Source organism: Luteimonas sp. KH_071, from assembly GCF_057838005.1.
This window is the reverse complement of sequence record NZ_CM174458.1, coordinates 2,672,208-2,690,314: the sequence shown is the minus strand read 5'-3', so window position 1 is coordinate 2,690,314 and position 18,107 is coordinate 2,672,208. Positions and strand designations below refer to the sequence as shown.

Annotated in this window: 18 protein-coding genes; 11 read left to right on the top strand and 7 right to left on the bottom strand. The window is 66.0% G+C overall.

Annotation, left to right across the window (positions count from 1 at the left end):
• Positions 1-4 precede the first annotated feature (4 nt).
• Together AC3IRM_RS12325 and AC3IRM_RS12320 are read left to right on the top strand one after the other, a co-directional pair.
• The gene (locus tag AC3IRM_RS12325; protein WP_489203430.1) at positions 5-1,240 is read left to right on the top strand and encodes a sensor histidine kinase; all 1,236 of its coding nucleotides are present in this window, start codon (positions 5-7) and stop codon (positions 1,238-1,240) included.
• Entirely contained in the window at positions 1,237-2,004 is a 768-nt protein-coding gene (locus AC3IRM_RS12320; protein WP_489203429.1) for a LytR/AlgR family response regulator transcription factor, read from the top strand. The genes AC3IRM_RS12325 and AC3IRM_RS12320 overlap by 4 nt, the downstream gene beginning before the upstream one ends.
• An 18-nt stretch (positions 2,005-2,022) precedes the next feature.
• Here AC3IRM_RS12320 and AC3IRM_RS12315 read toward each other — a convergent pair whose 3' ends face one another.
• The 3 genes from AC3IRM_RS12315 to AC3IRM_RS12305 form a co-directional block, all read right to left on the bottom strand.
• Positions 2,023-2,538, bottom strand: a complete 516-nt coding sequence (locus AC3IRM_RS12315) for a methylated-DNA--[protein]-cysteine S-methyltransferase (RefSeq protein ID WP_489203428.1) — start codon at positions 2,536-2,538, stop codon at positions 2,023-2,025.
• Positions 2,535-4,076: an AlkA N-terminal domain-containing protein gene (locus AC3IRM_RS12310; protein ID WP_489203427.1), complete on the bottom strand. Its 1,542-nt coding sequence runs from the start codon at positions 4,074-4,076 to the stop codon at positions 2,535-2,537. The genes AC3IRM_RS12315 and AC3IRM_RS12310 overlap by 4 nt, the downstream gene beginning before the upstream one ends.
• A gap of 314 nt (positions 4,077-4,390) precedes the next feature.
• Positions 4,391-5,668 carry an alkaline phosphatase family protein gene (locus AC3IRM_RS12305; protein WP_489203426.1) on the bottom strand — a complete coding sequence of 426 codons (1,278 nt, stop codon included), beginning with the start codon at positions 5,666-5,668 and terminating at the stop codon, positions 4,391-4,393.
• A gap of 161 nt (positions 5,669-5,829) precedes the next feature.
• On the opposite strand from AC3IRM_RS12305, the gene AC3IRM_RS12300 reads away from it, so the two are divergent.
• Positions 5,830-6,150, top strand: coding sequence for a hypothetical protein (locus AC3IRM_RS12300; RefSeq protein WP_489203425.1), 321 nt, complete (start codon positions 5,830-5,832; stop codon positions 6,148-6,150).
• Positions 6,151-6,222: 72 nt separating this feature from the next.
• On the opposite strand, the gene AC3IRM_RS12295 is transcribed toward AC3IRM_RS12300, so the two are convergent.
• On the bottom strand, positions 6,223-6,825 hold the full coding sequence (locus AC3IRM_RS12295; RefSeq protein WP_489203424.1) for a ThuA domain-containing protein: 603 nt from the start codon (positions 6,823-6,825) through the stop codon (positions 6,223-6,225).
• 277 nt (positions 6,826-7,102) lie between these two features.
• On the opposite strand from AC3IRM_RS12295, the gene hutU reads away from it, so the two are divergent.
• The 4 genes from hutU (at position 7,103) to AC3IRM_RS12275 (ending at position 11,579) form a co-directional block, all read left to right on the top strand.
• Positions 7,103-8,782, top strand: a complete 1,680-nt coding sequence (gene hutU / locus AC3IRM_RS12290; RefSeq protein ID WP_489205918.1) for a urocanate hydratase — start codon at positions 7,103-7,105, stop codon at positions 8,780-8,782.
• Complete coding sequence (locus tag AC3IRM_RS12285; protein ID WP_489203423.1) at positions 8,779-9,462, top strand: DsbA family oxidoreductase; 684 nt, start codon at positions 8,779-8,781, stop codon at positions 9,460-9,462. The genes hutU and AC3IRM_RS12285 overlap by 4 nt, the downstream gene beginning before the upstream one ends.
• 233 nt (positions 9,463-9,695) lie before the next feature.
• Positions 9,696-10,304, top strand: coding sequence for a hypothetical protein (locus tag AC3IRM_RS12280; RefSeq protein ID WP_489203422.1), 609 nt, complete (start codon positions 9,696-9,698; stop codon positions 10,302-10,304).
• Between the two features lie 132 nt (positions 10,305-10,436).
• Complete coding sequence (locus AC3IRM_RS12275) at positions 10,437-11,579, top strand: hypothetical protein (RefSeq protein ID WP_489203421.1); 1,143 nt, start codon at positions 10,437-10,439, stop codon at positions 11,577-11,579.
• 383 nt (positions 11,580-11,962) lie between these two features.
• Here the strand turns inward: AC3IRM_RS12275 and AC3IRM_RS12270 are convergent, their stop codons facing one another.
• Entirely contained in the window at positions 11,963-12,127 is a 165-nt protein-coding gene (locus AC3IRM_RS12270; RefSeq protein WP_489203420.1) for a hypothetical protein, read from the bottom strand.
• Between the two features lie 123 nt (positions 12,128-12,250).
• Between AC3IRM_RS12270 and AC3IRM_RS12265 the strand changes: the two genes are divergently transcribed.
• From AC3IRM_RS12265 to AC3IRM_RS12255, 3 genes are all read left to right on the top strand, one after another.
• On the top strand, positions 12,251-12,679 hold the full coding sequence (locus tag AC3IRM_RS12265; protein ID WP_489203419.1) for a bleomycin resistance protein: 429 nt from the start codon (positions 12,251-12,253) through the stop codon (positions 12,677-12,679).
• A 369-nt stretch (positions 12,680-13,048) separates the two neighbouring features.
• Positions 13,049-13,765 carry a hypothetical protein gene (locus AC3IRM_RS12260; RefSeq protein WP_489203418.1) on the top strand — a complete coding sequence of 239 codons (717 nt, stop codon included), beginning with the start codon at positions 13,049-13,051 and terminating at the stop codon, positions 13,763-13,765.
• A 501-nt stretch (positions 13,766-14,266) separates the two neighbouring features.
• Positions 14,267-15,736, top strand: coding sequence for an amidohydrolase family protein (locus AC3IRM_RS12255; RefSeq protein ID WP_489203417.1), 1,470 nt, complete (start codon positions 14,267-14,269; stop codon positions 15,734-15,736).
• 23 nt (positions 15,737-15,759) lie between these two features.
• On the opposite strand, the gene AC3IRM_RS12250 is transcribed toward AC3IRM_RS12255, so the two are convergent.
• Positions 15,760-16,668, bottom strand: a complete 909-nt coding sequence (locus AC3IRM_RS12250; protein WP_489203416.1) for an alpha/beta hydrolase family protein — start codon at positions 16,666-16,668, stop codon at positions 15,760-15,762.
• Positions 16,669-16,751: 83 nt separating this feature from the next.
• On the bottom strand, positions 16,752-17,198 hold the full coding sequence (copM, locus tag AC3IRM_RS12245; protein ID WP_489203415.1) for a CopM family metallochaperone: 447 nt from the start codon (positions 17,196-17,198) through the stop codon (positions 16,752-16,754).
• A gap of 207 nt (positions 17,199-17,405) precedes the next feature.
• Between copM and AC3IRM_RS12240 the strand changes: the two genes are divergently transcribed.
• The gene (locus AC3IRM_RS12240) at positions 17,406-18,053 is read left to right on the top strand and encodes a Pr6Pr family membrane protein (RefSeq protein ID WP_489203414.1); all 648 of its coding nucleotides are present in this window, start codon (positions 17,406-17,408) and stop codon (positions 18,051-18,053) included.
• The last annotated feature ends 54 nt before the right edge of the window (positions 18,054-18,107 follow it).

The window sequence follows — 18,107 nt, the reverse complement described above, 5'->3', positions numbered from 1 at the left end:
GGGCATGTCGATGCGCACCGACGCCGTGACGCTTCGCCAGCCGCTGCCCGACGATGTCGCGGTCGGCGGCGGCTTCCTGTGGACGCGCTACCGCCGCTATCCGGTCTTCAGCGCGCCCTGGCTCGTCGGCCGCACGCTGCTGTTCGGCAGCGTGATCCTGGGTTTCTCGCTGTTGACGCTGTTGGGCGCGTTGATCGGCCCGGTGACTGTGGTCGGTGCAGTGACCGCGTCGGCCTACATGTTCGTCGCGTTCGTGCTGATGACCTCGGCCGGCCCATTGCTGGCGACCTGCGTGCGGCATCTGCGCCTGCCGTTGCGGCGCGAACGGACCTTCGTGGTGCTGTCGTTGTGCGTCGGGATCGCGTTGTCCTACTTCGCCGATCGCTGGGCGAGTACCCGGATCGACGCGTTCATGGTGGCCGAGATGGGCAAGGCGCCCTACGACCTGGACGCCGTGCGTGCGCAGTACGCATCCGGCGCCGCGCGCTCCGGCGCAATCGCCATCCAGGTGCTGACCGTCGTCTGCATCTACGGTCTGTTGGGGGGTGGCGCTGCCCTGCGCGCCTACTTCAGCGAGCAGCGGCGTCTTGCCGAGAGCCGGCACCGCATCGAACTCGCCACGATGCAGGCGCACAAGCGCGAATCCGACCTGCGACTCGGCGCATTGCAGGCGCAGGTCGAGCCCCACTTCCTGTTCAACACGCTGGCCTCGGTCCGTGCACTGGTGCGTCAGGACGCGGCGCGCGCCGAGGCGACGCTCGATGCGCTGGTCGATTACCTGCGCGCGACGATTCCGCGTCTGCGCGATGGCGAACTGGCGCTGCGCTCGACGCTGGGCGAACAACTGGATCTGTGCACGCACTATCTCGAGCTGATGCGGCTGCGCACGGCGGACCGTCTGCGGTACACGGTCGAAGTCGACGACGGACTGCGCGCGTTGCCGTATCCGCCGCTGCTGCTGATCACGCTGGTCGAGAACGCGGTGAAGCACGGGATCGAGCCCAGGCCCGGCGCAGGCCACATCGCGATCCGCGCATGGCGCGCTGACGCCTCGCTGCACGTCAACGTGCGCGACGATGGCGCCGGCCTGCAGCCGGGTGTCGGCGGCGGCATGGGGTTGGCGAACGTCCGCGATCAACTGGCGACACGCTTCGGTCCGCGCGCGTCGCTGCAACTGACCGGTGCGGCAGGCGGCGGTGCCGAAGCCGAGATCCGCACGCCACTGGATGTGCCTGCATGAGCGATACAGCTGTCACCGCACTGATTGCCGAAGACGAAGCACCGCAACGCGCGGCATTGCTGGAGATGCTCGACGCCGCATGGCCGGCACTGGAGGTCATCGCCGCCTGCGAGGACGGCATCGCGGCGCTGCAGGCCGCGGCCGAACACCGCCCGCGCATCGCGTTTCTCGACATCCGCATGCCCGGCGTCGGCGGACTCGATGTCGCGCGTGCCGTCGTGGCCGGTGGCGGTCTGGTGGTGTTTACAACGGCCTATGACGAGTACGCCATCCGCGCGTTCGAGGCGGGCGCCGTCGACTACCTGCTCAAGCCGGTGACCGAGGCGCGGCTGCGCGTCGCCGTCGAGCGCCTGCAGGCACGTCTCGCGCAGCCGGCGGCGGACGACCTGCAGGCGCTGGTCGACGATCTCGAAGCGCGGCTGCGCCCGGCCGGCGAACGTCAGATCCGCTGGATCAGCGCGAGCATCGGCGACCACGTGCGCATGATCGGCATCGACGACGTGCTGTTCTTCCAGGCGCAGGACAAGTACGTGCGCGTGGTCACCGCGGACGGCGAGGCGCTGATCCGCACCCCGGTGAAGGACCTGCTGGCCGGACTCGACCCGGATGTGTTCTGGCAGGTGCATCGCGGCACCGTGGTGCGGGTCTCGACGATCGACCGCGTGCGCCGCGACGAGCTGGGCAAGGCGCGGATCGAACTGCGCGGACATCGCGAATCGCTGCCGGTGAGTGCGGCGTTCGTGCACCGGTTCCGTGGGATGTAGGGGTGGCCGCGGGCGCGCCTACAGCAGGCGGTCCGCGCGCGGCCACGCGCCTTCGAGCGTCAACAGGAATTCTTTGGTCGGCAGGCCACCGCCGAAGCCGGTCAGTGCGCCGCTGGCGCCGATGACGCGATGGCACGGCACGACGATCGACAGCGGATTGCGGCCGTTCGCGGCGCCGACCGCGCGGCTGGCGCTGGGCTTGCGGACCATGCGGGCGAGTTCGATGTAGCTGGCGGTTGCGCCGTAGGGAATGCCCGTCAGCGCGGCCCAGACCTGTTGCTGGAACGGCGTGCCGCGCGCGGCGAACGGCAGATCGAAGGCTCGCCGTGTGCCGGCGAAATACTCGCCCAGTTGCTGCGCGGCGGCATCGAGCACCGGATGCGCGCCATCGCGCCAATCATCACCGCGGGGCACCGGATGCCGGTGCCCGGCGAACTCCACCGCGTGCAGGCCGGCGTCGGACGCGGCGAGAAACAGCGGGCCGACCGGGCTGTCGATGGTGCGGGTCAACACCTGGGGTGTGGTGGGGCTCATGGCGATGGACTCCGGGTGGAACGGGTGCGCGAGCGCGCCGGGGTCGCGGCGCGCGCCGGCGTGGATGCAGACGCTTCGCGCCACAGATGGAAGACCGCGTAGCCGCGCCATGGGCGCCAGGCCTCCGCGTGCGCGCGCAACGCGTTTGCCGTCATGCGTGTGCCGTCGGTCGGCAGCATCTTCTGCAGCACCAGATCCTCGGCGGGAAACGCATCGGGATGTCCGAGCGCGCGCAGCGCGATGTACTGCGCGGTCCACGGGCCGATACCCGGCAGGGCGACCCAGCGTTCGACGAAGTCGTCGAGCGTGCGCGCGCGATCGAAATCCACGCGTCCGTCGAGCAGCGCGGCGGCGATGGCGCGGATCGTCGCGATGCGGCTGCCGATCAGGCCGATGCCATCGAAGTCGGCGTCGACGAGCATCTCCGGCATCGGGAACAGATGCGCGAATCCCTGTGCGGCGAACGCCTCCGGCAACGCCGTGCCGAAGCGTTGCGACAGCCGCGCAGTCAGCGTGCGCGCGGCGGCCACGCTGACCTGCTGGCCGATCACCGCGCGCACCGCGATCTCGAAGCCGTCCCATCCGCTGGGCAGGCGCAGGCCGGGCCGCGCACGCAGGAGCGGCGCCAGTCGCGCATCGTGGCCGAGATGCGCGGCGATCGTGTGCGGGTCCGCGTCGAGATCGAACATCCGCCGGACACGTTGCACGGTGTCCTGCAATTGCGAGGGGGCGCACCCGTGCAGTTCCAGGCGCAGCGCATCCGGTGCGGGCTCGCCGCGCGTGCCGGGCCACGCACGCACGCGCAACCAGCCCGGTGCATCCGCAGTGCCGGTCACGCGGGTGTAGGCAACCGCGTCGACGACCTCGATGCCCGGCAACGCGCGCCCGCGCAGGAACTCCAGCATCGCCGGCAGGTCGTAAGGCGGTCGATAGGCGAGGCGCAGTGTCAGTGCATCGCCGGTGGATTCGCGCGGCGCCTTGCGCAGGTCGCGCGGCGGCATGCGGTACGCATCCTGGAACACCGTATTGAAGCGCCGCACGCTGTTGAAGCCGGCGGCGAGCGCGACCTCGGTGATCGGCAACGCGGTTTCGGTCAGCAGCTGCTTGGCGAACAGCAGACGCCGTGTGCCGTGCACACCGACCGGCGCTGCGCCCAGGCGCTCGACGAACAGCCGCCGCAGCTGGCGTTCGCCGATGTGCAGCCGCTCGGCGAGCGATGCCAGCGGTGCCTCATTCAACGCGCCCTGGTCGATCAAGGCCAAGGCCCGCGCGACGAGATCGTCGCCGCGATGCCAATGGCCATCCGAGGGCGACAGTTCCGGCCGGCACCGCAGACAGGGACGAAAGCCTGCGGCTTCGGCTGCGGCGGCGTTCGGGTAGTAGGCGACGTTGCTGGCCTTCGGCGCAGGCGCCGGGCATACCGGCCGGCAGTAGATCCCGGTCGTGCGCACCGCGGTGAAGAACAGCCCATCGAAACGCGCGTCGCGACTCAGGCGCGCCTGTTCGCAGATGTCGGAGGCGGGCAGGGGCGGGGACATGCGATGCAGGCTAGCACCGGGCGCGGATGGTGACTGGCCGGATTCGGACATGAATGCTGTGGGCGTGTCGCGAGCGTCGGCCCTCACCCCAACCCCTCTCCCGGAGGGAGAGGGGCTTAAAGCGCGCCGCGATCGATCAGTGATCTACGGGCAGCTGCGAATGCGTATCGCCGCAGCCAACCGAGCCCCTCTCCCTCGGGGAGAGGGGTTGGGGTGAGGGCAGACGCTCGCATCGAACGCGCAATTCGCGATCACTCACGGCCCGGCATGCAGCGGCATCCGCAACCGACCCGAACCAGCGCACCAATCCCGCGTTACCGCACCCCATCCCGCAACGCCGGCACCAGCGTTTCCGCATCGCCGTCGTGCTCCGCCGGCGTCACCCCGATCAGCCGCGCGAGCATCGGATACAGGTCGACATTGTCGAACCCCTCCAGCGTGACGCCGCTGCGGAACGCCGGTCCATTCGCGATGAACACCGCGCGCATCTCCGGCAGGGCGGGGTCGTATCCGTGCGAGCCGCGGGCGTGTGCGGGGCGCCGGGCTAGCGCGTCGCGCGGCACGGCGTCCCAGCCCATGTGCATCTGGCAGACGATCGGCGGCACGCGCGGATGGGTGCCGAACTTCCAGCGCGCCGGCATGTCGCCCTTGTGCCAGCAGTCGTACTGCGCGTGCGCGCCGAGCAGCTTGCGTGCCACCTGCGTCTCGAAGCCGGGATTGGGCACGATGCCGATCACCTGGCCGGTCGAGGTCACGCGCGCCTCTTCCAGCGTGACCATGTCCTCGACCGCGATCGCCTGGCCCGGCGGCACTTCGGCCATGCCGTGATCGGACACCACGACCAGATTCACCCGGTCCTGCAGCCCACGCGCGCGCAGTCCCGCGACCAGACGTCCGACGGCCGCATCCACGGCCTGCAGCGCCTCATGCAGCTGCGGCGAGTCCGGACCGTAGTGGTGGCCGGCCGAATCGGTGTGTTCGAGGTAGAGCGTGGCGAACGCGGGGCGTGTGGCGTCGGCTTCTGACAGCCAGCCGAGCAACGTGTCCACGCGCGTGTCGAGTGGACGTGTCTCGTCGAACGGATACCAGCGCGTCGGACGCACGCCGTGCACAGGCGCCTCGCTGCCGGGCCAAGACAGCGTCGCCGTGCGCAGGCCCGCGTCCTCGGCCGTCACCCACAGCGGTTCGCCATCGCCGTACCAGGCGCCGTTGCCCACCGCCTCCCGGTCCGACAACCGGAAATCGCCGAGCGTCGCGTCCACCATCGAGTTGTGGATCAGGCCATGGCGGTCGGGGCGCAGGCCGGTGACCAGCGTGTAGTGGTTCGGGAATGTCAGCGAGGGATACGACGGCCGCATCCACGCCTGCACGCCGCCGCGCGCCAGCGCGTCGAGATGCGGGGTTTCGCCGCGGCCCAGATAGTCGGGCCGCAGACCGTCGAGCGACACCAGCAGCAGGGTCGGACGGGCTTCGGCCGTCGGCGCAGGGGCGTCGGAGGCGGTGGATCGGGCGGCGGGATCGACCGTGGCGCAGGCGGTCAACAGCAACAACGGGAGCAGGGCGCAGGCGCGCAGACGGGTAGTTCGAGGCATGCGTACAGGATACCGGCGGCACATGACGCCTCGCAGTCAGGCGCATGAAGCAACGCCCAACGACGCGGGCACGCCGGCTGGCCATTCATGGCCCGCAGACCACGCCGCCCTGCATCGCGCGTATCGTGGACGCACTGTTCAACTGCACCGGGAGGTGCGACATGAAGCATGCATGGTGGACGGCGGCGATCTTCGCCGGCCTCGCGTTCGGTGCGGTTTCCCAGGTGGCGCACGCGCAGCAGCAGGAAGAAGAGGAAGAGGAATCCGCGCGCGACCGCGGCCAACGCGCCAGTGCCTCGGATCGTTTCTGCATCCGCGAGACCGGCTCGCGCATCACTGCAGCCCGCAACGCGCGTTCCAGGCGCGCCGAGCAGGAATGCACCACGGGTGGTGGCCGGGTCTACACGCGCGAGGACATCGACCGCACCGGTTCGGTCGACGTCAAGGACGCGCTGCGCCGGCTGGATCCTTCGATCAACTGAGGTGCGCGCACGCGCGACGCAGAACGCCCGGCTTCGGCCGGGCGTTTTCGTATCCGCGGTGCCAGCCCGGACTCAGCAGGCGTCGCTGCGCCCGGTCGTCCACAGCAGGCCGCGCAGCAGTTGCGCGCGGAACACCGGATCGGCATACAACGCCGCGTCGTGGCCCAGCCCGGTGTACCAGGCGCGACCGCCGGCACGCGTGTGGCACCAGGCGATCGGATGGTCGTCGCCCATGCCGCCATCGGGGTGCGACGCCGGATCGATCGATGCGGTCACGCGCACGTGCGGCCGCGGGTTGCGCCGGTAGTCGTAGATCTCGTCGGTGACGCGCCACTCTTCCAGCCCATCCGGTCCGGCGCCGTCTTCGAACACCACGCGCACCGACTGCAGCCCTTCGGGATGCCGCGCGAACCACGCACCGACCAGCTCGCCGTACCACGGCCAGGTGTAGCCGCTGTCGGCTGCCGCGTGCACGCCCATGAAGCCACCGCCGCTCGCGACATAGCGTTCGAAAGCCGCCTGCTGCGACGGGTCCAGTACCTCGCGCGTGGTGTGGGCGAAGACGATAGCGCGATAGCCGGCCAGCGTTGCGTCGTCGAAACGCATCGGGTCTTCGGTCGTCTCGATCGTCAGGCCGGCGGTGGTGCCGAGCGCGCGCAGCGTCTCGATCGTCACGGGGATCGAATCGTGGCGGAACCCCGCCGTGCGCGTGAACACCAGCACGCGCGGCGGCGCGCCATCGGCATCGGATGCCGCATGTGCCGTGGGCGTGGGCGAGGTGGACGTGCACGCGCCGAGCGCGGCGGGCAGGGCGAGGGCAAACGCGCAGGGGATCAGCTTCATGCGTCGCAGCTTAGCCGTCGTGCCCGGTCCGGCTCACGCCGCGGCGCGTCAGGCCGACGCGTGGCGCGGTGCGATAATCGCCGCATCGTCATTGCAGGAACGCGCCGCCATGTCCGACACCGCTTCGCGCCACGACCCGTTGCGCGTCATCCGCGCGCCGCGCGGCACCGAACTCAGCTGCCGCTCCTGGCTCACCGAAGCGCCGCTGCGCATGCTGATGAACAATCTCGACCCCGAAGTGGCCGAACGTCCGGAAGACCTCGTCGTCTACGGCGGCATCGGCCGCGCCGCGCGCGACTGGGCCTGCTATGACGCCATCGTCGAATCGTTGAAGACCCTCGGCGACGACGAGACCCTGCTGGTGCAGTCCGGCAAGCCGGTCGGCGTGTTCCGCACGCATGCCGATGCGCCGCGGGTGCTGATCGCCAATTCCAACCTCGTGCCGCACTGGGCCACGTGGGAGCACTTCCACGAGCTCGATCGCAAGGGCCTGATGATGTACGGCCAGATGACCGCAGGCAGTTGGATCTACATCGGCAGCCAGGGCATCGTGCAGGGCACTTACGAGACGTTCGTCGAGATGGGCCGCCAGCACTACGGCGGCGATCTCACCGGCAAGTGGATCCTCACCGCCGGCCTCGGGGGAATGGGCGGCGCGCAGCCGCTGGCCGCGAGCCTCGCCGGTGCGTGCAGCCTCACTATCGAATGCCAGCAGAGCCGCATCGATTTCCGCATCAAGACGCGCTACGTCGACGAGCAGGCCACCGATCTCGACGACGCGCTCACGCGGATCGCCCGATACACCCAGGCCGGCGAAGCGAAATCCATCGCACTGCTGGGCAATGCGGCCGAAGTGCTGCCGGAACTGGTGAAGCGCGGCGTGCGCCCGGATTGCGTGACCGACCAGACCAGCGCGCACGACCCGGTGCACGGCTATCTGCCGATCGGCTGGAGCGTCGAGCAGTGGATCGCCGAGCAGTTGGCCAATCCCGAGAAGGTGCGCGACGCCGCCAAGCAGTCCATGCGCGTGCACGTCGAAGCCATGCTCGCCTTCCACGCTGCCGGCATTCCCACCGTCGACTACGGCAACAACATCCGCCAGATGGCCAAGGACGAAGGCTGCGCCAACGCCTTCGATTTCCCCGGGTTCGTGCCGGCCTATGTGCGCCCGCTGTTCTGCCGCGGCATCGGCCCGTTCCGCTGGGTCGCGCTGAGCGGCGATCCCGAGGACATCGCGAAGACCGATGCCAAGGTCAAGGAACTCATCCCGGATGATCCGCACCTGCATCGCTGGCTCGACATGGCCAGCGAGCGCATCGCCTTTCAGGGCCTGCCCGCTCGCATCTGCTGGGTGGGGCTGGGCCTGCGCGACAAGCTGGGCCTCGCCTTCAACGAGATGGTGCGCAATGGCGAACTGAAAGCGCCGATCGTCATCGGCCGCGACCATCTCGATTCCGGCTCGGTCGCCTCGCCGAATCGCGAGACCGAAGCCATGCAGGACGGCTCTGATGCCGTCAGCGACTGGCCGCTGCTCAACGCCATGCTCAACGTCGCTGGCGGTGCCACCTGGGTGAGCCTGCATCACGGCGGCGGCGTCGGCATGGGCTACTCGCAGCACTCGGGCGTGGTCATCGTCTGCGATGGCACGGTAGAAGCCGACAAGCGCATCGCCCGCGTGCTGTGGAACGACCCCGGCACCGGCGTCATGCGCCATGCCGATGCCGGTTACGAGATCGCCAAGGCCTGCGCGAAAGAGCAGGGCCTCAAGCTGCCGATGGTGCAGGCATGAACGCCGCCTCGGACCGCGTGCCGCTGCGCATCGATTTCGTCTCCGACATCGTCTGCCCCTGGTGCGCCATCGGCCTGGCCGCACTCGAACAGGCACTCGAACGTCTGCCGGCGAACGTCGACGTCGAATTCCACGTGCGCCCCTTCGAACTCAATCCGCAGATGGCGCCGGAAGGCGAGGACATCGCCGAGCACCTGACCCGCAAATACGGCATGTCGCCCGAGCAACTGGCCGCCGCCCGCGCCAACATCAAAGGCCGCGGTGCCGAGGTCGGGTTCGCTTTCGGCGACCGCCTGCGCACCTGGAATACCTTCGACGCCCATCGCCTGCTGCACTGGGCCGGTATCGCAGGCCGGCAACGCGATCTCAAACGCGCGCTGCTGCAGGCATATCACGGCGATGGCGAGAACGTCAGCGACCACGCGACGCTGGTGCGCATCGCGGCCAACGTGGGGCTGGACGTCGAGCGCGCCGCCGCGATCCTCGCGTCGGACGAATACGCCGACGCCGTGCGCGCCGAAGAGCAGTTCTTCATCCGCAGCGGCATCAACAGCGTGCCGGCAGTCATCATCGACCAGCAGCACCTGATTTCGGGTGGACAGCCGGTGGATGTGTTTGAGCGGGCGTTGGGGGAGATTCTGACGGGGAAGGTGGGTGGGGGCGCTGCCGACGCGAGCTAGAAGCGAATGCCCCTATCGTCACCGGCGCCAGCAGTCAGGGGAAACCGCGGATTGTTCGATATGCAGTGGCACGCGCTTTGTGCGATAAGCACAGATCGTGAAGTCCGGGCTGGGCAGCCCAAAGGGGTGCAAGACGTTGATCTTGTTTTCAGCCCCAAGTGGACGGAGGCGAACATCGCGCGTTCAGGCCCCGCATCTCGTAGTCTTTGAGCTGTACTTATAGTTAGATCTGCATGGACGTTTCCTGGTCATCCCTAAAAGAACTCTTCTTCGCGATTGGATCGCTCGCCGGAGTGTTCGCTTTTCTTCGCCCGGTGTTCGATAGCAAGTTCAAGCGGGATCAGGAGCGAGCCGATCAGATTAAGAGGCTCCTACCAGAGCAAGTCGTCACTGATCTAGAGCCGCACATCTATCAACGTCGCCTTGTGAACTGCAAGGAGTTCGAGCCGTTCTCCATCTTGCAGAGCGACCTTGATAACAATGCGGACTCCGTTCGCTTCTCCGGGCCACTCCGCAAGTACTACAAAGCCGAACTCATCAGAATTCTCAGCGCCTACAAAGAGCTTCGAGATTTTGTGCAGGTTCCGTGGTGGAGACCCATCAAAGAAAGCTATGACGGAGGGGATGAGCATTTCTGGGACTTTGACAAGTCTCACTTCTTTGATTGCGGTGTTGAGCGTCGAGACTACACAGAGCACTTAGACGATGCTGGAGCGTGTGCGGAGCGCATCAAGATCGCTTTCCAACGGTTTCAAATCGTGTCAGACACCCACCTGCTTGAAGCGCCATTGGCGTTCTTACTACTCCGCAGGAGATTTGCAGCACACGGTCTGCAGATCTGACAGTTCGTTCAAGCCGATGCCCCTCCGCGGCTCGGCTTAATTTTTGGGGGACGTCGCGGCTCAGTGTGAGTTGTGATGCCCACTCCGCAAGATGCAGACTGCGTACCCTTTCGCAGCCTGAGCATTGCCTTGTTGTTCGCACTCCACATCGAGGTGGCTCAACGTCTCAACGGCAAGTCGCCGGCTGCTTTTTTTGAGCACGCCACGGGCATAAGCCGAATGACGTATCAGCGTGGACGTGGCTATGTGGTGTGGCAGCAACGACGAGAGGAAGTCCAGGCACATGCGGACTCACTGCTGCTGCGCATGATGGTCAAGCGCGACACCACGGACGAAGAGCGGGCGGCGCTTATCGCAGGCATGCCTGAGGAAGGCATCAGCGCGATGATGGTGTACATGCTCGGGCTGCTCGATGGTGCGGCACCTGCCACGCGAGATCTGTTGCGCAAGCTGGATGCGTCCGATCGGCGCTTGTGCCAGCTCAACGATGCGAACGATGGGCAAGGCTTCGCAGCAGAGATTGGGCCTGAGTCGGAGCTGGGGCCAGACTTCTGCCAGACGCTTTACGTGTCAGGGCTGAGCCACCTTGAGCAGGAAATGGATGACGACGCGCGGGCATTTTTGATACGTGCGTACACCCGGCGAGCACATATGGCGCTGAACTTTCTTGCGGCAGTGGATCACGAAATTGCTCAGTGGAATTGTCGTGTCCCCGGCTTCGATGCCTTCAATGGTCTGCCTCGTTTCGCTGTGCTGCTGGCGGAGCCTGAGGCCGAGGAGCGGAAACGCTACCGTCCCAACGATCCTATCGCCCGGTTGGTGGATTTCGTGGGTGTGGCTGGACATCGAGCACGTCGAGGAAGTTGGCCAGACGAGCAACCGTCGATTGCGGATATGGGGGCGCAGGCTGATCGATCCGGAGCGCTCTCGTTAGGCAGTGATGGAGCCCGTTTCATTCGTGGCCTACGGAGCGGAAAACATCCGATGACCCGTGGGGCCTTCCATCTGCTCGTTGGATCTCAGGTTCTCGATGGGAAGTCAGACCCAGAGTCCTACGAGCTGGCGCAGATGGCCGAGGACTTCGTAGATCCCTATCTCGTCGCTGCGCACCTGCTGAGCTTGCTCCTGGGGCAGCACAGGCGTGTGCCGGGGCACTTGGACCGTATGGGCTGGCGACGGGCGTACTTGGATACCTGGGCGCGGCGGGTCCAGCACTTCTTCCCTGTGAAGTCTTCTGGCGTGCCGGTGCCAGGTTGGCTTCTAGCTGGACGCTGAGGCAAGCGGGCGTTGCCACCCGCTGCCCGCGCCCAGGACTCAGGGCTTGCGTGCCGGGGCGTTGCTGCGGTTACCACCGGATACTCCACGGGGAACGGTAGACGGCCAGCCACCTGCGTTCCCCTGACCGGCGGGACGCCCCGACGGCTTGCTACCGCCACCGCTGCCCTGCCCGCCACCATTTCCGCCCTTACCGCCGCTTGCTGCCTTTGCCATGGTTGTGTCTCGTCTGCGCTCCCCATTGGAGCCAGGCAAGTGTCTGTGGAGCGCGGGTTTGGTTAAGCCCGTGTTTCGCACAAGCAAGCTAACGGGGTCAGGTTCACCAACTTGGGCTGCTTGTTCTGAGAGGGCTAAGTAGCAACGCGTGCGCCAGTTGATCGACGTCACTGTTGCGGCACGCGGCCGACAATCCACTCGACAATCGCATCGAATCTTCCCTGATCGAGCGCATGCCCACGCTCGACGCGCAGCTCGGTGATGAAGTCTCCAGCCACCCTGGCCACCACCTGATCCGCATCGCGCGAGTATTTGTCCTCGGTGCCCGACACGACCCGATAACGGTGCCAGGTTCACTTATCGAGTTCGATTTTCGTGAGCGGGCGTGGAAGCGGTAAGGACTCCAGGTCCAGTAGACTTGAGGTTCCACGGATAGGCTTTAACTAGCGCGAAATATGGCAGAAGTAGCTTATTGGAGTCCGCTAGTTCCCGAACTGACGGTCACGTCACTCGAAGAGTCTCTGCGTTTTTACCAAGCAGCCGGCTTCAGTGTGCGACATCGCCGCGAATATCCGCCTTTCGCGTACCTTGAGCTTGGACGCGCCCAGCTCATGCTTGAGCAGCGGCATGGTGCAGGTTGGAATGTGGAGCCCCTAGACAAACCGTTCGGCCGAGGCATCAACTTCCAGATTGAGGTTCCAGATGTCGGGCAGGTACTTTCCGCACTGCTTTCGCTCAACGTCATCCTATTTCGGAGCGTCAAAGATTCGTGGTATCGCGTAGCTACAGATGCCGAAAAGGGCCAGCGCGAGTTCCTCGTCCAAGATCCTGATGGTTTCTTACTTCGTTTTGTGCAGGATCTTGGTCAGCGCAGTGCAGCCTAGCCAATCGTTCAAGCCGAAGCCGCTTCGCGGCTCGACTTGGTTAACGGTTCCAGGCTCAGTGAAAGGGACAGCAGCGGAATTTTTGTGAGCAAAGGAAGGTCGCTTTTACTGTTTTTCGGTAACGGTTCCAGGTTCAGTTAATACCAACGGCGAGCGCATGTAGCCCAGTGCGGCGGCGAAGTCGCTGGCCTCCAACGTGGGCCGGCTGCTGCGCCCCCCCCCGCACAGGCACGCGGTAGCTGGTGACGCCGGCCAGCCTGGCCAACAATTCGAGCGGATCGCGCTCACCGGCGACGTGGGGTGTGGGGACAGGCAGCGTTCGTCCAGCCATACTTAGATCTCTTCAACTACGAATCGCAAGGAAGCGAAATGCCCGCATGTCCACTTGCAGCCGACTGGGGCAACGTCGCCGATTGGGCTGCCGTTGTCGTGTCTGTCATAGCAGCCGGTGCAACCGTATGGGCTGTGTGGGTGGCCCTTCGCTCCAGCGACAAGGAACATAAGCGAACGGTCCAGCTGCGAGACGACGATTGGTCCAGGCAGGATTTGCTGCGGAGGCAGCAAGCTGCGACGTGGGCGATCACCTTTGAGCTTGAGTTGCGGCGCGCTCAAAACAGCCTTAACCACACGATTGGCGCTCTGACGCCTGCCTTGAGGGATGTCCGGCCGTTCGAAGCATTCTCCGAACTGAATCAGACCTCCATCTTTAAGGAACACTTGGTCCTTCTTCGACGGCAGGCAGGCGCCCTTGACAGCTTTCCTCCGCACATCGCGATGCGGCTTCTCGACGTGCTTTCGTGGTGGGATCAAATGGGTGTCTTGGCAGCGAATGTCACGCAAGAAGAAGCGGAGGTCGACGCAGTTTCTGCGACGTTTTCTTTGGCGACCATGCTTGCGCAGTTTCAGCAACTCTCCGAGTCGATCGATCGTCAACGCGATACTCTCTCTGCTCTGGAGGTCAATATTCAGGACGGAACTCGACGCACTCGCGAATCTGTGATTGCTGAGCGCGACCGGAAGATCCGCGAATTCATGGAACTGACGCCGTTCCCGCTGGCACCTGAGAACCCAGCTTCCGATTCTTGACCTCACGCTGCACACCTCGCCGGTTCGGCCACATCTAGGGACCCTCTGAACAAGTAATTCTTTGCTCGGTAACCGTGTCAGGTTCAGTTAAATGCGACCACGTGCGATGTGACCGAGCTGAGAGAGTTTGATGTTGATGTTGCGCGGCCGAAGCGGAAAGCAGAACGGGTTTGCTGTTGTTGCAAGCCTGTTTCTCGTCATGCTCTTTGCAGTGCGCCCGGCGCAGGCGTGCATCGTCGCGCCCTCTGTCGCAGCGATGGCGCCAAGTGTCGCTGGCGCACAGTTCGTTGCCCAGAAATTAACGGTTCCAGGTTCAGTTAGTTCGAGAGGGTGAGGCGGGCCGCTGTGGGCGCCGGCTAGGTGGTACAGACTCTGCCGTCACCACCGCCATCAGCCAAGAAGAGCCGGGAGTTGTTTGACATGCACCAGGTGGGCGAGCGCGACCTTTGCGTTTTGCGCGTCCCATGTGCATCGTCCTTTCGGGGCTCCAATCACAGCTAGGTGCGCGAGTTGCAGATTACGAAGAACACAAAGCTGAGGCGCGTTGGTATCGGGATCGTTTTCGCAGCAGTAATCCCCGCTGCAAGTCTCTGGTATGTCGTCAACGACCTTCCCGACGCATTGACTAGGGATCGGGCTCAACCCGCAGGCGTGTTGCTCGACAATGTGCGGCTGGTTTCCATGGTTCGCGACGCCCCCGACGCCGAGGATGCGCGCGCAGTGCTTGTGATGGGCGATCGAATCGTCGAAATCGGCGCGGCGGGCGAGCTGCGCGCACCTGACGGCGTGCCAGTTGTGGATGGCCGTGGCTACACGCTGATTCCCGGACTGATCGATGCGCACATCCACCTCAACGACGAGGCGGAACTGGCCGGCTATCTCGCCCACGGCGTAACCGGCGTGCGCAACATGTCGGGGTATCCGTTTCACCTGCGCCTGTCGGAGCGCATCGCATCAGGCGCACTGCTCGGGCCGGATCTGATCACGACAGGTCGGATCCTCAACGGCCGCGGGCCCAACGAGAACGTGCTGCAGCAGACCGTCACGACGGCGGACGAAGGTCGCGCCGCAGTCCGCAAGCAACACGCGTCGGGATACCGGGCGCTGAAGATCTATTCGAATCTCACACGAGACGCATTTGATGGAATTCTCGATGAGGCGGGCCGGCTTGGCGTGACCGTGGCGGGTCATTCTCCCGAGGGAGTGCGCGTTCCCGGAATTCCCCGCGACAAGCCCTTCGACCTGCCGTGGGAGGCATCTCTCGGGCGCGGACTGACAACGCTTGAGCATATCGAAACGATCGTCTGGCACGGGCTCCGAGATAACCTCGATGAGAAAAGCATGGGTGAGCTTGCTGGTGTGCTCGCCGCCTCCGGGGAAGTCGTGACGCCAACGCTCATCGCCCACAAGAGGCTGGTGCTCATAGCGGAATCACAGGGCGCGTATCTGGATCGGCCAGGCTCCGAGACGATCAACCCGCTGACACAATTGTTCTCAAAAGACTCGGAACAGTACTGGAGTAGCGTCGATCCATCCGAATACGAGGGTCCGCATGCGGCGTTCTTCCTGACGGCGACACGGTTGCTTCATGAGGCGGGCGTGCCTTTAATCGCCGGAACAGACAGTGGCAGCTTTGGCATCATTCCCGGCGCTTCGCTGGCAGAAGAACTGGCGCTTCTGGTAGAGGCAGGGCTGTTGCCGCATGACGCACTTGCCGCCGCCACGCGCGTGAGTGCAAAAGCCCTGGGGTTCGAGCGGACTGGCGTGATCGCGCCGGGTTACCGGGCCAATCTCGTGTTGCTTTCTGGCGATCCGCTGAAGCAGATAGGTTCTGTGGAGTCGCCCGTGGGCGTAATGATCGACGGGAAATGGCTGGATGAAGGCAGGCTCGCTGAGCTTAAGGACGCTGCCGGGGACACATCCTTTATACGGTCGTTATTGCGTGTGCTCGAGATGAAGCTACTGAGTTGAGACGCAAACTGGCGGTGCGAGGTTCACTTGTCGACTGTGTTGGACACGCGGCCAGCAAGCCACTCGACGATCGCATCGAATCGTTCCTGATCGAGCGCGTGCCCGCGCTCGACGCGGAGCTCGGTGATGAAGTCCCCGGTGACCTTCGCCACAACCTGATCCGCATCGCGTGAGTATTTGTCCTCGCTTCCCGACACAACCAGCGTCGGACGCGGTCCGATGGCCGACAGCACGTCGTGCGTGTCCACCATCTGCGCGAGGCCGGGCACCGCTTCGAACAGGGTGATGCCGGTCTCTTCGCGGCGTCGGGTGTCAATGCTGCAGATCGCGCCGCTGATGCAGGCGAAGCGGCAGCGCGGGTCGACGGCGGCGTGGTACAGCGCGGTGTAGCCGCCGTAGGAGTGGCCGGCGATGCCGACGCGGCGTGCGTCCACTTCGGCCGCATCGATCAGGACGCTCAGCGCGCGCTGGGCGTCGTCGAGGCCCTTGCGCATCAGCGTGTCGCCGTCGAGCAGGCGGTAGCTCATGGCGCTGTAGTGCTGCAGCCAGTCGTAGTAGTGCGGCTCGACGCCGTGGACCTGGCCGCGGCGATCCTCGAACGTCAGGGCGTCCGGTGCGAGCACGGCGAGGCCGCGACGCGCGAGCGCGGGACCGAAGGCCTGGAACGGGCTGCCCACGATGCCGGCGATTTCGCTCTTGCCGAAGTGGAACTCGCCGTTGTGCTGGTGGAAGACCACGACGCCGCCCTCGGCGGGTTGCGCCGTGGGCGTGAACAGAAATGCCGGAATGGTGTCGCCTTCGAGGCCGCGGTATTCGATGCGCTGACGGGTGTAGCCGTCGAACGCGGTCACGTCGCCGCGCTCGAACGCGACGGGCGCAGGCGGGGCGAGCCCGAGTCGCTCGCGCAGCCGTGCGCCGATGTCGTGCGTCATGCCGTGCCGCCTGCGGTGCCGGGTGGTGCCGGATTCACGCACTGCACGCCTGTCGTCCGCAATCGCAGCGCACGCGCGCGCCGTCAGTGATGGTCGTGCGCGCCCGCATCCGCGGCCGATGCGTCGACGGCGACGCCGCGCTCCTGCAGCCAGCGCTGCATCTGCGCGATCTCGGTTTCCTGCGCGGCGATGACCTGCTGCGCGAGGGCGCGCACTTCCGGGTCGGTGCCGTGTTCGAGCGCGACATGGGCCATGTCGATGGCGCCCTGGTGGTGCGGAATCATGCCGCGCATGAAATCGACATCGGCGTCGCCGGTGAAGCCGGCGCCCATGCCGGCGTGCATGGTGTCGTTGACGCGCTGGTAGGCCAGCGTGGACGGACTCGCGGTTTCGTTTGCGGCGGTCGCGGGCGCGGCCGCGGCCGCTTCGGGCGGCGTCGCGTCGGCGGCGTTCGCGGGCGCGGTGTCGGCGCCATCGGGCGCGCAGGCGGTGAGCAGGGCGGTGATCGCGAGCAGGGGAATCAGGCGCATGGACACTGTCCTCGGGTGTGCGGGGAGGGCGACACCATGCCCGGCGTCCTCGGCCCTTGTCCAATCGCGCGGCACGTCCTGGCGCGCGCGGGTGCGCAGTACGATCGCCGGGTGGCGCTGCGAGGTGCCGCGATTCGGAGATCGGGCGACGCCCGGTCTCGCGAGTCGTCTTCACGGGGAGGGCGTATGACGCACAGCAGATGGGCTATGCGCGCCTGGGCGGCATTGGCCGTGGTCGCTTGGTCGGGCGTGGTGGTGCAGTTCGGCCTGTCGATCGCGCTGGCGCAGGCGAACGGCAGGACGGCAGTCGACGGCGTGATCGCGTTCCTTGGGTACTTCACCGTGCTGAGCAATCTCTTCGTGGCACTGGTGGCGACGCTGCCGCTGCTGGCGGGTGATCGTCGGCCCGGGCATGCGTTCGGCTCCGCGCTGGTGGCGGGATGCGCGACGACGGCGATCCTGGCCGTGGGCATCGGCTATCACCTGCTGCTGCGGCATGTCTGGGCGCCGCAGGGGCTGCAATTGGTGGCGGACGTGATCCTGCATTACATCGTGCCGCTTGCGACGCTCGCCTGCTGGACGGCCTGGCCTCCGGTCACGCGCTTCGACCTGCGCCTGCCGCTGCTCTGGTGCCTGTATCCGATCGGTTACGGCATCTATGCCGTGGTGCGCGGCGCGGTGCTGGGCAGTTATCCGTACCCTTTCATCGATGTCGCCGCGCTCGGCTACCGGCAGGTGCTGCTCAACATGCTGGGCCTGCTGGTGTGTTTCCTGGTGCTCGGTGTCGTGGTGCTGGCGATGGCCGCGTGGCGCACGCGGGCGACGGCGCGCGCGGCCTGGGACGGCGGCAGGTGATCTCGCCGCCGCGCGTCTGGAACGCGCCATCGTCAATGGCGACCGGCGTGCAAG

Bases quoted from the DNA above. Each gene is read 5' to 3' on its own strand.
- AC3IRM_RS12325 (WP_489203430.1), top strand. From the start codon at position 5: ATGTCGATGCGCACCGACGCCGTGACGCTTCGCCAGCCGCTGCCCGAC.
- AC3IRM_RS12320 (WP_489203429.1), top strand. From the start codon at position 1,237: ATGAGCGATACAGCTGTCACCGCACTGATTGCCGAAGACGAAGCACCG.
- AC3IRM_RS12315 (WP_489203428.1), bottom strand. From the start codon at position 2,538: ATGAGCCCCACCACACCCCAGGTGTTGACCCGCACCATCGACAGCCCG.
- AC3IRM_RS12310 (WP_489203427.1), bottom strand. From the start codon at position 4,076: ATGTCCCCGCCCCTGCCCGCCTCCGACATCTGCGAACAGGCGCGCCTG.
- AC3IRM_RS12305 (WP_489203426.1), bottom strand. From the start codon at position 5,668: ATGCCTCGAACTACCCGTCTGCGCGCCTGCGCCCTGCTCCCGTTGTTG.
- AC3IRM_RS12300 (WP_489203425.1), top strand. From the start codon at position 5,830: ATGAAGCATGCATGGTGGACGGCGGCGATCTTCGCCGGCCTCGCGTTC.
- hutU (WP_489205918.1), top strand. From the start codon at position 7,103: ATGTCCGACACCGCTTCGCGCCACGACCCGTTGCGCGTCATCCGCGCG.
- AC3IRM_RS12285 (WP_489203423.1), top strand. From the start codon at position 8,779: ATGAACGCCGCCTCGGACCGCGTGCCGCTGCGCATCGATTTCGTCTCC.
- AC3IRM_RS12280 (WP_489203422.1), top strand. From the start codon at position 9,696: ATGGACGTTTCCTGGTCATCCCTAAAAGAACTCTTCTTCGCGATTGGA.
- AC3IRM_RS12265 (WP_489203419.1), top strand. From the start codon at position 12,251: ATGGCAGAAGTAGCTTATTGGAGTCCGCTAGTTCCCGAACTGACGGTC.
- AC3IRM_RS12260 (WP_489203418.1), top strand. From the start codon at position 13,049: ATGCCCGCATGTCCACTTGCAGCCGACTGGGGCAACGTCGCCGATTGG.
- AC3IRM_RS12250 (WP_489203416.1), bottom strand. From the start codon at position 16,668: ATGACGCACGACATCGGCGCACGGCTGCGCGAGCGACTCGGGCTCGCC.
- copM (WP_489203415.1), bottom strand. From the start codon at position 17,198: ATGCGCCTGATTCCCCTGCTCGCGATCACCGCCCTGCTCACCGCCTGC.
- AC3IRM_RS12240 (WP_489203414.1), top strand. From the start codon at position 17,406: ATGCGCGCCTGGGCGGCATTGGCCGTGGTCGCTTGGTCGGGCGTGGTG.